This is a genomic window from Actinomycetospora sp. CA-053990, assembly GCF_050948445.1.
Lineage (GTDB): Bacteria > Actinomycetota > Actinomycetes > Mycobacteriales > Pseudonocardiaceae > Actinomycetospora > Actinomycetospora callitridis.
Map to the genome: position 1 here is coordinate 100,503 of NZ_CP192043.1, position 12,614 is coordinate 113,116.

The window sequence follows — 12,614 nt, forward strand, 5'->3', positions numbered from 1 at the left end:
TCAGAACTCCTGACAGGTGACGGACACGGTCTCACCGCGCGGAACGTCACCCGTCGGCGACAGGTAGAGCACCCGGCACCGGGACGGGTCGTTCGGCTCGCCGCCGAGCACGGTGCCGATCTCCGCCTCCAGTCCGATGTCCTGCAGGGCGGCCGCCGCCACCGACGCCGGGCGCCCGACGTAGTCGACGGGGTTGACCGAGACGCCGTTCGCGGCCGACGAGCTCGTCGTGGTCCGCGACGTCCGGGTCGTCGTCGTGGGTCTCGGCGTGGTCGTGGAGGACGCCGCCGTGGTCTCGGTGGGCGGGGGCGGGGCCGAGGTCTCCGCCGAGTTGATCACCCAGAACACCCCGGCGATCAGCAGCAGGGCGACGACCGCGAGCGCGGCCACCGCGCCCCACGGTCCGCGGCGACGGGGCTCCTCGGGCCGGGACGCCCATCGGTCGGGACGGTCCTGGCCGCGCGGGGGCGACGGCTCGCGCGACATCGCGGGCGCGACCCGGGTCTGCGGGTTGACCCGCTCGGTCGGCGCGGAGCCGGCACCGGGCAGGGGGAGCGGCTCGCCGCGCCGGACGGCGGCGACGGCCTGGGCGAACTCGCCGCCCGTGGCGTAGCGCTGGCGCGGGTCCTTGGCCAGGGTCGCCTCGATCAGCTGGCGGACCACGGGCGGGACGTCGTTCGGCAGCGGCGGCAGCGGGTCGCGGATGTGCATCATCGCGACCGTCACCGCGTTCTCCGACAGGTACGGACGGCGCCCCGCGAGGCACTCGTAGCCGACCACGCCGAGGGAGTAGACGTCGGAGGCCGGGCCCGCGTCGCCGCCGCCGGCCTGCTCGGGGGCGATGTAGTGCGCGGTGCCCATGACCATGCCCGACCGGGTCACCGGGGCCGCGTCGACGGCCTTGGCGATGCCGAAGTCGGTGATCTTCACCTGACCCGCGGGTGTCACGAGGATGTTGCCCGGCTTGACGTCGCGGTGGACGAGCCCGCGCTCGTGCGCGGCCTCGAGCGCCCATCCGCTCTGCTCGAGGATGTCGAGCGTGTAGTCGACGCCGAGACGCCCGTGGACGGCGAGGATCTGGGCCAGCGGCTCGCCGCGGACCAGCTCCATGACCAGATAGGCCGTCGGCACCTGCACCGTGCCGTTGGCCGTCGACCACTCGGTGGTGGTCTCGCCGTAGTCGTGCACCGCGGTGATGCCGGAGTTGTTCAGCGAGCCGGCCGTGCGCGCCTCGGTGCGGAAGCGGTGCAGGAACTCGGGGTCGCCGGTGAGCTCGGCCTTGAGGATCTTGACGGCGACCGTGCGGCCCAGCCGGGAGTCCTCGGCCTCCCACACCTCGCCCATGCCGCCGACGGCGATGCGCCGCCCGAGCCGGTAGCGGTCGCCGATCAGCGAGCCCGTCGCGGGCGCCATCAGCCGTCACCCCCCAGGGCGGCGGCGATGACCGCACGGCCGATCGGGGCGGCCACCGAGCCGCCGGTGGCTTCCTCGCCGCGGTTGCCGCCGCGCTCGACGATGACCGACACCGCGATCTGCGGGTTCGGCACCGGGCCGAAGGCGTCGTACCAGGTGTGCGGGGGGTTGGTCTTCGGGTCGGCGCCCCACTCGGCGGTGCCGGTCTTGGAGGCGATCTGGACGCCCGGGATCTTGCCCTCCCCGGAGCCGTTGTTCTCCGACCCGATCATGAGCTGGGTCAGGGTGTCCGCCGTGGACTGCGAGAACGCCCGGGCCAGCCGGTCGGGCTCGGTGGTGTCGACGGTGGACAGGTCCTGGCCCTGGATCTGGGACACGGTGTTCGGGGTCATCGGGACGCCCCCGTTGGCCACCGTCGCCGCGATCTGCGCGTTCTGCAGCGGCGTGAGCCGCACGTCACGCTGGCCGATGCCCGACTGGGCCACCGACGCGCCGTCGTCGAGGTCGCCGACCTGCGAGGCCTGCACCGGCATGGGAACCGTGAGCGCCGGGTTGTTGAAGCCCAGCGAGGTGGCCATGCCCCGCAGCCGGTCGGCGCCGACCTGCACGGCGAGCTGGGCGAACGGGCCGTTGCAGGACTTCGCGAACGCGGTGGCGAACGGGACGGTCGCGCCGGGCCCGCACGGCTTGCCGTCGTAGTTCTCGAGCTGCGTCGTCGAGTCGGGCAGCGTGATACGCGGAGCCGCGGTCACCGGGGTCTGCGGCGTGATCATCCCGGCCTCGAGCGCGGCCGCCGTGTTGACGATCTTGAAGGTCGAGCCGGGGGGATAGGTCTCGTTGATCGCGCGGTTCGACAGCGTCGGCGGGTCGTCCTCGGTGAGCTGGTTCCACGCGTTCTGCTGCGTGGTGCCCGAGTGGCTCGCCAGCGGGTTCGGGTCGTACGACGGCGTCGAGACCATCGCGAGGATCTCGCCGGTCTGCGGCCGGATCGCGACGACCGAGCCCTGGTAGTTCCGCGACGTCATGGCCTCGTAGGCCGCGCGCTGGATCCGCGGGTCGATGCTCAGCACGACGTTGCCGCCCGCCGGGTCGCGGCCGGTGACGGCATCGGAGATGCGGCGCACGAACAGGCGGTCGTCGGTGCCGTTGAGCACCGGGTCCATCGCACGCTCCATGCCGCCCGCGCCGTAGATCTGCGAGTAGTAGCCGGTCACGGGCGCGTAGAGCGGCCCGTCCGTGTACTGGCGCAGGAAGCGCAGGCGGTCGCCCGGGTCGGGGCTCTCGACGCTCTGGGCGAGCACCTCGCCGCCGGCCGAGATCTGGCCGCGCTGGCGGGCGTACTCGTCCAGCAGGACGCGGGCGTTCCGGGGGTCGGCGCGGTACTCGTCGGCCTTGACGACCTGGATCCAGGTGGCCTGGCCCAGCAGCAGCAGGACCAGCACCATGACCGCGAGGGAGACCCGTCGCAGCGGGGTGTTCACTCTCCTCGGGTCCTTCCTCGCGGGGCGCGGCCCGTGGGGGCCGCCGGTCCGGCCGGCTCCTGGTGCTGCACGCCGGACGGTGGAGTGCGCACCTGGTCGCGTTGCACCATCTCGGTGCTGGCCTCGGCCAGGGGCGCGAGCGGCGCCGACGGGCCGGCCGCCGGGCTGGGCTTCTTCTCGCTCGCCGGCTGGCGGGCCGCGTTCGACACCCGCAGCACCAGCGCGACCAGCGCGTAGTTGGCCACCAGCGACGACCCGCCGTAGGACACGAACGGCGCGGTGATGCCGGTGTTCGGGATGAGGTTGATGACGCCGCCGACGACGACGAACACCTGCCACGCGATGGCGAACCCGAGGCCCGCGGCGAGCAGCTTGCCGAAGGTGTCGCGCACGGCCAGCGCACTGCGCATCGCCCGGGTGGCGAGCAGGCAGTAGATGAGCAGCAGCGCCGCGATCCCGACGAGGCCCATCTCCTCACCCAGGGAGGTGAAGATGAAGTCGGTGCTGGCGAACGGCACGAGCTCCGGGCGCCCGGCGCCCAGGCCGGTGCCGCCGACCCCGCCGGTCGCCAGTCCGAACAGGCCCTGGCTGACCTGGAAGCCGCGGCCGTTGTAGTCGGCGAAGGGGTCGAGCCACACGGAGACGCGGGTCTGGACGCGGGAGACGAACGTCCACGCCGCGAACGCACCGGCGCCGAAGATGACGAGACCGATGATCACCCAGGAGATGCGCTCGGTGGCGACGTAGAGCATCACCAGGACGATCCCGAAGAACATCAGGGACGTCCCGAGGTCGGACTCGAAGACCAGCACCGCCATCGCGACACCCCAGGCCACGAGCAGCGGCCCGAGGTCGCGGGGACGCGGGAAGGTCATGCCGAGGAACCGCTTGCCCGCGCTGGTGAACAGGTCGCGCTTCACGACGAGGAACGACGCGAAGAAGACGACGAACAGGATCTTCGCGAACTCGCCGGGCTGGATGCTGGCCGGCCCGAGGCGGATCCAGATGCGGGCGCCGTTGACCTCGGAGAGCGAGGCCGGCAGCACCGCGGGCAGGGCGAGCAGCACCAGGCCGACGAACCCGGCGGTGTAGCCGTAGCGCGCGAGGGTGCGGTGGTCGGGGACGAGGACGAGCACGCCGACGAAGAAGACGATGCCGATCGCGGTCCAGCCGACCTGGCGCAGCGCCTCCTGGGTGGGCTCGTCGTTGCCGAGGCTGGCCGCGCGCGCGATCCGGGCGAGGTCGACCCGGTGGATCATGACGAGGCCCAGGCCGTTGAGCAGCGCGGCGAGGGGCAGCACGAGCGGGTCGGCGTACGGCGCGAACTTCCGGACCGCGACGTGGGCCGCGGCGAGGATCGCCATGTAGGCCGCGCCGAGGTACAGCAGCGTCCAGGTGAGCTCCTGCTCCTGGTTGGCCTCGACGAGCACCAGGGCGCCGGTGGTGATGACGGCGGCGAAGCCGAGCAGCGCGAGCTCGACCCCGCGACGCGTGGACACGGCGGCCGCGACCGCGGGCCGCATGGCCGTGCGGTCGGCCGGACGCTCGATCCCGGGGGCCCCGGCGGGGCCGGGACCAGCGCCGCCGGGAGCGGTCGGGCGCGTCACTACGGCACCTGGCGGCAGTCCCGCCCCGGACCTGCGGCTCGGTCGTGGTGGGCGAGGCCACCGGGGCCGGACCCGCGACGCCGGGTGCGGCGGTGGGCGCGGGGACCCCGGGCTGTGGCGCACCGGCCGGCGGCACGGTGCCGGGCAGCACGGCCGGCTGGCACGGCGGGAGCATCTGCTCGGCACCGAGCCGGGCGACGGTGGCACGGGCGCCGTCCAGGTCCGCGACCCGGATGCCGTCGCCGGAGAGCTGCTGGCGCGCGACCGGCGTGAGGTCGGCGACGCGCAGGCCGGGGTTCTCGACGACCTCCTGCAGCGTGACGCCGAGGAAGGTGCCGGGAACGCCCTGGTAGATCGCGACCTGGTCGCCGCTGCTGGCGACGTAGTACTGGTTGTCGACGTAGATCTTCGCCGCGATCACGCCGATGAGCGCGAGCGCGACGACGGCCAGCGCGGCGAGGGCCAGACGCAGGCGTCCGCGCTTCGCCCCGCCCCGGCGCGGGGTCTCGGAGACCGCGGGCGCGGGGCGCGACTCGGGCTCGCTGCGGGTCAGCGTCGCGGCGGAGGCGCGCGCGGCCGCGGAGTCGCCCGGCGGGCGGTCGGGGCGCCCGTCCCCGGCGGCGCCGCCGTAGATGGGGTCGTGCTCGCCGTAGTCGACGTCGACGACGTCGGCGACGATGCAGGTGACGTTGTCGGGGCCGCCGCCCTTGAGGGCGAGCTCGATGAGCCGGTCCGAACAGTCCTGCGGGTCGGCGATGGTCAGGGCCTCGGCGAGGGTTTCGGCGCTCACGACACCGGAGAGCCCGTCGGAGCAGAGGAGGTACCGGTCACCCGACCGCGCCTCGCGCACCGTGAGGGCGGGCTCGACGTCGTGGCCGGTGAGGGCACGCAGCAGCAGCGAGCGCTGGGGATGGCTCGCGGCCTCGTCCTCGGTGATCCGGCCCTCGTCGATCAGCGACTGCACGAACGTGTCGTCGCGCGTGATCTGCGTGAGCACGCCGTCGCGGAAGAGATAGGCGCGGGAGTCGCCGACGTGCACCATGCCCAGCCGGCTGCCGGCGAACAGCACCGCGGTGAGCGTGGTGCCCATGCCGTCGAGGTCGGGCTCCTCGCTGACGAGCTCGGTGATCGCGTCGTTGCCCTGGGCGGTGGCCTCGGCGAGCTCGCCCAGGAGGTCGTCGCCGGGCTCGTCGTCGTCGAGCGGCACGAGGGCGGCGATGACCAGCTTCGAGGCCACCTCGCCGGCCGCGTGTCCGCCCATGCCGTCGGCGAGGGCGAGCAGGCGCGGGCCCGCGTAGACCGAGTCCTGGTTGTTCTGCCGTACCAGGCCCCGGTCACTGCGAGCGGAGTAGCGCAGCACCAGGGTCACGGGACGATCCTGCACGGGAGGGGATGGGGGAACGACACCCGGGTCCGGATGACGGGTGTCTCCGCGGCGGAGCCGGGCGCCGCCGCGGTCATGACCGGAGCTCGATGACCGTCTTGCCGATCCGGATCGGGGTGCCGAGCGGCACGCGGGTCGGTCCGGAGACCTTGTTGCGGTCGAGGTACGTGCCGTTGGTCGACCCGAGATCCTCGACGTACCAGTCGTCGCCCGACTGGGAGATGCGCGCGTGCCGGGTCGACGCGTAGTCGTCGTCGAGCACGAGCGTGGAGTCGTCCGCCCGACCGATCATGATCGGGCGGCCGTCGAGGGCGATGCGGGTGCCCGCGAGGGCACCGGCGGTGACGATCAGGGCCTTGGGCCCCGAGCGACCGCCGCCGCGGGCCGGCTTGGACGTGCCCCCTCGCGGGGGCCGTCGGCCGCCGGGCGCCGCGGCCCGCAGACCCGAGGCCGCGTAGAGGTCGCTGCGCACGACCCGCAACGCGGCGAGGACGAACAGCCACAGAAGGGCCAGGAATCCGGCCCTCGTGATCTGGAGGACGAGTTCGGGCACGCCGTCGGGCCTTCGGACCTCAGCCCTGCGCGCGGAACAGCAGAGCCGAGTGGCCGACGCGGATGGTGTCGCCGTCGGCGAGCTGCCACGTCTGCACGGGCGTCCCGTTGACGGTGGTGCCGTTCGTCGACCCGAGGTCCGACAGGGTGGCCTGCTGGCCGTCCCAGTTGATCTCGAGGTGACGGCGGGAGACACCGGTGTCGGCGAGGCGGAACTGGGCGTCCTGGCCGCGGCCGATGACGTTCGAGCCGTTGACCAGCTGGTACGAGCGGTTCGAGCCGTCGTCCAGGGTCAGCGAGGCGGTGAGCTGGCGGGTCTGCACGCCGCCGTAGCCGCCACCCTGCTGGCCGTACTGGTCGTAGCCGCCCTGCTGGGCGTACGGGTCGTACCCGCCCTGGCCGTACTGGCCGCCGTAGCCACCCTGCTGCGGGTAGCCCTGGGGCTGGCCGTACTGGTCGTAGCCCTGCGGCTGGCCGTAGCCCTGCTGCGGCTGGCCGTACTGGTCGTACCCCTGGGGCTGGCCGTAGCCCTGCTGCCCGTACTGGTCGTAGCCCTGCTGGCCGTAGCCCTGCTGGGGCTGCCCGTACTGGTCGTAGCCGGGCTGGCCGTAGCCCTGCTGGGGCTGGCCGTACTGGTCGTACCCGGGCTGGCCGTAGCCCTGCTGCGGGTAGCCGCCCTGCTGCGCGTACGGGTCGTAGCCACCCTGCTGGGGGTAGCCGCCCTGCTGGGGGTAGCCCTGCGGCTGGCCGTACTGGTCGTAGCCACCCTGCTGCGGGTAGCCGCCCTGCTGGGGGTAGCCCTGCTGAGGCTGGCCGTACTGGTCGTATCCGGGCTGGCCGTAGTTGCCGTCACGACCCTGCTGGTCGTCCGGGTAGCGGCCGGGTGCCTGACTCATGGGCTGTTCTCCTGCGGATCGGGGGCTCGCGGCCCGTCGCCGCGACGCGTCGGGGTCAACGGACGACCTGGTGCGGAACTGTCCCGTGTGCAGCGCGTCGGAACGCTCCAGAGAGACTACGACCTCACCGTAAGTCTCCCACCCGCCCTCCGTGAGGTGCTCCTCCACGACCTCGATGAGCGAGTGGGTGATGGTCTCCTCGTCGCCGGCCAGGCGTTCGTGGTCCGCGGGACTGAGCACCACCGTGTACTGATTGGGCGCCAAGCGGCGCCCACCTGCCAACTCTCGCACGCCGTCCTCCGCCTCACGGCGAAGACCCTGCGCGATCTCCTGCGGGACGACCTTGCCGCCGAACACGCGTGCGAAGGCGTCACCCACCAGACCTTCGAGCTTGCGCTCGAAGCGCTGTGCGCGCCCCACCGCGATCCCTCCTCGTCCGACACTCGCCCGGTCGCTCCGCATGACTGCTGCCCGGTCCGGAGTGTCGCCACACCGGCCGGACAGTTCTGATGGTATCGGTCGCCGTCGCGAGGGCGTGGACCTCCTTCGGGAAGGCCCGAAAGCACCGTGCTAGCGTTCGAATCAGATCACTCGGGGCGAGTGGCGGAATGGCAGACGCGCACGGTTCAGGTCCGTGTATCCGAAAGGATGTGGGGGTTCAACTCCCCCCTCGCCCACCCCCTCCGGTGCCACCCCGCGTGCCCTTCGGCACGTCCGTCGTCCCTCGTGTGTCGTCCGCCGCGGGCCGGACCACCTCCCACCCCCTCGACTCTCGGCGCGCCGTCCTGTGCGCCCGGTGCGCCGGGCGGCCCTGAGCGTCACGCCGACGCCCGCGTGCGGGACCCTGGAGCCCTGCGGTTCCCACCCACCCCCGGAGAGGACGCCCCCGGATGCACGACGCACGGCTCCTGCTCGAGCTCGGTGACGAGGCGGTCCGCCGTCTGGGTCGGCGCGGTTACGCGCTCGACCTGTCCGGCCTCGAGGCGCTGTCGTCGCGACGGGCGCGGGCCATCGGCGCGGTCGACGAGCTGCGCGCCGAGTCGAAGCGGGCCGCCGCCGAGGTCGGGAAGGCCGCCAAGGGCGGGTCGTCGTCGGCCGACGTCGACCGGCTCAAGGAGCGCGCCCGCGAGCTCAAGGACCGCATCCGCGAGGCCGAGGAGGAGGTCGAGGCCGCGGAGGCCGCGCTGCGCGACCTGCTGCTCACGATCCCCAACCTGCCCTCCGACGACGCCCCCGACGGCGCCTCGGAGGCGGACGCCGTCGAGGTCCGCCGCGTCGGCGACCCCCCGGTTCTCGACGCCCCGCGCGACCACGTCGAGCTCGGCGAGGCGATGGGCATCCTCGACTTCGGTCGCGCGGCCAAGCTCTCGGGCGCCCGGTTCAGCGTCGCGCGCGGCCCGGGGGCGGTGCTCGAGCGGGCCCTGGCGACGTTCTTCCTCACCCTGCACACCGGCCGGCACGGCTACACCGAGTTCTCCGTCCCGTACCTCGTCACCGGGACGACGATGACCGGCACCGGCCAGCTGCCGAAGTTCGCGGACGACCTCTTCCGCACCGGCACCGACGAGCGCGACCTCTGGCTCATCCCCACCGCCGAGGTCCCGCTCACGGCGCTGCACGCCGACGAGATCCTCGCCACCGAGTCGCTGCCGCGGGCCTACACGTCGTGGACGCCGTGCTTCCGCTCCGAGGCCGGCTCCTACGGCCGCGACACCCGCGGGATCCTGCGGCTGCACCAGTTCTCCAAGGTCGAGCTGGTGCGGGTCTGCGCCGCCGAGGAGTCGGACGCCGAGCTCGAGACGATGCTCGCCCACGCCGAGGCGTGCCTCCAGGAGCTCGGGCTCGCCTACCGGGTCGTGCGGCTCGCGGCCGGCGACATGGGGTTCAACGCCCGGCTGACCTACGACATCGAGGTGTGGCTGCCGAGCCAGGGCACCTACCGCGAGATCTCGTCGTGCTCCGACTGCGGCACGTTCCAGGCCCGCCGCTCCGGCATCCGCTCGAAGGACGCGCAGGGCGCGCGGGGCCAGGTGGCGACGCTGAACGGCTCCGGCCTGCCGATCGGGCGGACCATGGCCGCGGTGCTCGAGCAGTGCCAGGCCGAGGACGGGTCGGTGACGCTGCCCGAGGTGCTCGTGCCCTACACCGGCTTCCGCCGGCTGCTGCCCGACGGCACCACGGAGTAGCCGCCTACCTCCGGATGGCCGCGAGCTGGTGCGCGTGGCCGACGAGGCGCCCGGCCGGGTCCCACACGCGGCACGTCTCGTGCATGCGGTCCGTGCCGGCGCGCTCGACCCACTGCACCACCCGCAGCGGGCCGGGCACGGGCGCCGCGACGACGTGCGCCGAGAGCGACATCGTCGGCGACCAGCCCGCGAGGCCCATGTCGAACGTGGCCGGCGGCAGGATGTCCAGCGCCACCAGCAGGCCCTCCGGGGTCCACGGCTCGCCGGAGTCCAGCGAGACCCAGCCCGCGATGCGGCCCTCGCCGGACGGGCGACCCCGCAGGAACCCGGTGGTCCGCGGGTCGAGCCGGGTGTCGACGACACCCATGATCGGCAGCGAGCCGCGCCCGTCCTCCGTGCCCGTCGGGCTGCGCGGGCAGTCCTCGAGCGGCGTGAGCTCCGGTGGCCCCGGCTCGTGGTCGTCCGGCGACAGCGCGGCGGGCGGGCCCAGCACGCAGGCCGCCTCGGCGGCGGGCCCGTCCTGGTCGAGACGCACCCGGAGCTGCGACGCCCCGCGCCCGAGCCGCAGGACGGTGACCTCCATGGTCGCCGGCCCGGGCTCGGGGGCCTGGAGGAACGTGCCGGTCACCGACTGCGGACAGGTGTGCTCCGGTCGCTCGTCGGCGATCGCTTCCCGGGCCGCCCGCGCCAGCACGGCCAGCAGGTAGCCGCCGTGCAGCTTCGGCCCGATGCTCCACTGCTCGTCGAGCAGGATCGCGTAGTGACCGGGCCGCTCGGTCGGCTCGGGCCGCGTCGCCTTGTCGAACTCAGCCATGCGCGGCGCCGGTGCTGCGGGGACGCGTCACGACTGCGGCGGGCGCGGCCAGTCGGCGGCGTCGTCGCGCGGCGGGTGCGTGGGGCGCGTGGGCTCGGTCCTCGGCTCGGTGGCGCCCCGCGTGGGCGGGCCGACGGGCCCGGTCGGGGCTCGGTCGGGCCGGGGCCCGTCGTCGCGGCCCCGGGGCCCGCGGGTGCGCCCTCCGCGTGCGGCGGGGTCGCGTCCGGGGTCCCGGTCGGCGTGGTGCTGCCGGGGGCTGGGTGCCGGCGGGGCGGGTGCCGGACGGCGGCGTCACGGGCCCGGTGCCGTCGCCGGCCGCCGCCCCGGGCGCCTTCGGCTCGCCGGTGCCCTGCTTGGCGACCCGGCCGACGCCCTCGCCGACCTTGGCCTCGGCCTTGCCGATCCGGTCGGCGTACTTGCCGCCGGTCTTCTCGTCGACCCAACGGGCCGCCTTGCCGACGGCGCCGAGGATGCTCTCCTCGTTGTCGGCGACCTTCTTGCTCGCGGTGTCGCGCAGGTCGTTGGCGAACTGCTTGCCCTGCTGCACGTAGTCGTCACGGCTCATGGGTCCTCCAGGCCGACGGGGGTCCGAGCTGGCACGGTACCCGGGGTACGACCCGGGCCACACCCGATCGGGAGCCGGTCCCGGCACGGCCGTGCTGGTTCCGGAGGTACCCCGTGCGGCAGGGTGGCCGTCGGACGCGCCGGGCGGCCAGGCACGATGGGCACTGGACAACGGTCCGACGGACACCCGTGTCCGGACGAGACGACGCCGACGCGCAGGGTCGGCAGCACGTGGATCGAGGAGGCGCGCGGGCGTGAGTTCGACGGAGGCGGGCCCGCCACCCACCGTGGGCGGCGGGCGCTACACCCTCGGCGACCTCATCGGACGTGGCGGCGCGGCGGAGGTCTACCGGGCGCGTGACGAGCTGCTCGGGCGCGACGTCGCGGTCAAGCTCTTCCCGGCCGGTGTCGGCGAGGCCGACGAGTCCCGCCGGCAGCGCGAGGTCCAGACGCTGGCCGGGATGAACCACCCGGGCCTGGTGACGATCTACGACGTCGGCCAGGAGCGCGACCGCGCCTACTTCGTGATGCAGCTCATCGAGGGCGAGTCCCTCGCCGACCGCATCCGCACCGGGCCGCTCGCCCTCGGCGACGTGGTGGCCCTCGGCTCGGCGCTCGGCGACGCCCTCACCTACGTGCACCGTCACGGCGTCGTCCACCGCGACATCAAGCCCGGCAACGTGCTGCTCGACACCGACGGGCGCCCGCACCTGTCGGACTTCGGCATCGCCGTGCTCGCCGACGCCACGAACATCACCGCCACCGGCATGGTCATCGGCACGGCGTCCTACCTGTCGCCGGAGCAGGTGCGCGGCCAGCCGGTCGGCCCGGCGTCCGACGTCTACGCGCTCGGCCTCGTGCTGCTCGAGTGCATCACCGCGCGCCGCGAGTACCCGGGCAACGCCCTCGAGGCGGCCGTCGCCCGGCTGCACCGCGCGCCGGAGATCCCGCCCGAGCTGCCCGCGCCGCTGGGCAACCTGCTGGCCGCGATGACGTTCGACGAGCCGATGGAGCGCCCGACCACCGAGCAGGTCGTCGGCGAGCTCCGCGCGCTGGCCCGCGAGAGCGGCATGGACGCCGAGACCGTGCTCGCCCCGGCGCCCGTCACCGGCAGCGGCGCCATGCGCACGACGGCCATGGGCACCGGCACCGGCCCCACCGCCTACGCCCCGATGGCCGGTCCGGCCACCGGTGGCGCGACGCGCCGGATGGGGACGCCGCCCGGGGGCTACGGCCCGGCGGCCGCCTACGGCACTGCGGGCTACGGCGCCGCAGACCCGACGGCCCTCGTCGGTGGCCAGCCGGCGCCGGAGCAGCCGGCGCCTCGCCGCGGTCGCCGCGCCGCGGTCGTGGCCCTGCTCGCGCTGCTGCTCGCCGGCGGTGTGGGCGGCTACTTCCTGCTCTCGAACAATGAGGAGGCGGCGCCGCCCGTGATCCCGGCCGCGCCCCCGGTCTTCAGTTCGAGCAGCACGACCACCACGCAGGAGGAGACGACCACGCGCTCGCGGCGCACCACCACCGTGGCGCCGACCACCACCGTGGCGCCGCCGCCCGTGACCACACCGCCGCCGGTGCGGACGACCACCCCCACCACCACGGCCGGAGGCGGCGGTGGTGGAGGCGGCGGCGCAGGTGGCGGCGGTGGCGGCGGAGGCGGCACCGACGACGGCGAAACGGTCGTCCCACCGGTGCCGGAACCGGCCAACTGACCCTCGAG

General features: G+C 74.2%; 9 protein-coding genes, 1 tRNA gene and 1 pseudogene. 3 read left to right on the forward strand and 8 right to left on the reverse strand.

Annotated elements, in window-relative coordinates; genetic code table 11:
- The 6 genes and pseudogenes from ACQPYN_RS00520 to ACQPYN_RS00545 form a co-directional block, all read right to left on the reverse strand.
- Complete coding sequence (locus tag ACQPYN_RS00520) at positions 1 to 1,413, reverse strand: serine/threonine-protein kinase (RefSeq protein WP_433031975.1); 1,413 nt, start codon at positions 1,411 to 1,413, stop codon at positions 1 to 3.
- Positions 1,413 to 2,894 carry a peptidoglycan D,D-transpeptidase FtsI family protein gene (locus ACQPYN_RS00525; protein WP_433031978.1) on the reverse strand — a complete coding sequence of 494 codons (1,482 nt, stop codon included), beginning with the start codon at positions 2,892 to 2,894 and terminating at the stop codon, positions 1,413 to 1,415. Before ACQPYN_RS00525 ends, ACQPYN_RS00520 begins: the two co-directional genes overlap by 1 nt.
- Positions 2,891 to 4,417 (reverse strand): FtsW/RodA/SpoVE family cell cycle protein, encoded by a 1,527-nt coding sequence (locus tag ACQPYN_RS00530; RefSeq protein WP_433031981.1) that lies wholly within the window; start codon positions 4,415 to 4,417, stop codon positions 2,891 to 2,893. Before ACQPYN_RS00530 ends, ACQPYN_RS00525 begins: the two co-directional genes overlap by 4 nt.
- Before the next feature lie 100 nt (positions 4,418 to 4,517).
- Positions 4,518 to 5,870, reverse strand: a pseudogene (locus ACQPYN_RS00535) (protein phosphatase 2C domain-containing protein); the annotation flags it as partial.
- A gap of 88 nt (positions 5,871 to 5,958) precedes the next feature.
- Complete coding sequence (locus ACQPYN_RS00540) at positions 5,959 to 6,438, reverse strand: FHA domain-containing protein FhaB/FipA (RefSeq protein WP_274187367.1); 480 nt, start codon at positions 6,436 to 6,438, stop codon at positions 5,959 to 5,961.
- 19 nt (positions 6,439 to 6,457) lie between these two features.
- Positions 6,458 to 7,753: a DUF3662 and FHA domain-containing protein gene (locus ACQPYN_RS00545; protein WP_433031986.1), complete on the reverse strand. Its 1,296-nt coding sequence runs from the start codon at positions 7,751 to 7,753 to the stop codon at positions 6,458 to 6,460.
- Positions 7,754 to 7,927: 174 nt separating this feature from the next.
- Between ACQPYN_RS00545 and ACQPYN_RS00550 the strand changes: the two genes are divergently transcribed.
- Positions 7,928 to 8,010, forward strand: a tRNA-Leu gene (locus tag ACQPYN_RS00550).
- Between the two features lie 213 nt (positions 8,011 to 8,223).
- Positions 8,224 to 9,519, forward strand: coding sequence for a serine--tRNA ligase (gene serS, locus ACQPYN_RS00555; protein WP_433031989.1), 1,296 nt, complete (start codon positions 8,224 to 8,226; stop codon positions 9,517 to 9,519).
- 4 nt (positions 9,520 to 9,523) lie between these two features.
- Here the strand turns inward: serS and ACQPYN_RS00560 are convergent, their stop codons facing one another.
- Both ACQPYN_RS00560 and ACQPYN_RS00565 read right to left on the reverse strand, forming a co-directional pair.
- Entirely contained in the window at positions 9,524 to 10,333 is an 810-nt protein-coding gene (locus tag ACQPYN_RS00560) for a thioesterase family protein (RefSeq protein WP_433031992.1), read from the reverse strand.
- Positions 10,326 to 10,898, reverse strand: a complete 573-nt coding sequence (locus ACQPYN_RS00565; RefSeq protein ID WP_433031995.1) for an antitoxin — start codon at positions 10,896 to 10,898, stop codon at positions 10,326 to 10,328. The genes ACQPYN_RS00560 and ACQPYN_RS00565 overlap by 8 nt, the downstream gene beginning before the upstream one ends.
- A gap of 253 nt (positions 10,899 to 11,151) precedes the next feature.
- On the opposite strand from ACQPYN_RS00565, the gene ACQPYN_RS00570 reads away from it, so the two are divergent.
- The gene (locus tag ACQPYN_RS00570; RefSeq protein WP_433031998.1) at positions 11,152 to 12,606 is read left to right on the forward strand and encodes a serine/threonine-protein kinase; all 1,455 of its coding nucleotides are present in this window, start codon (positions 11,152 to 11,154) and stop codon (positions 12,604 to 12,606) included.
- The last annotated feature ends 8 nt before the right edge of the window (positions 12,607 to 12,614 follow it).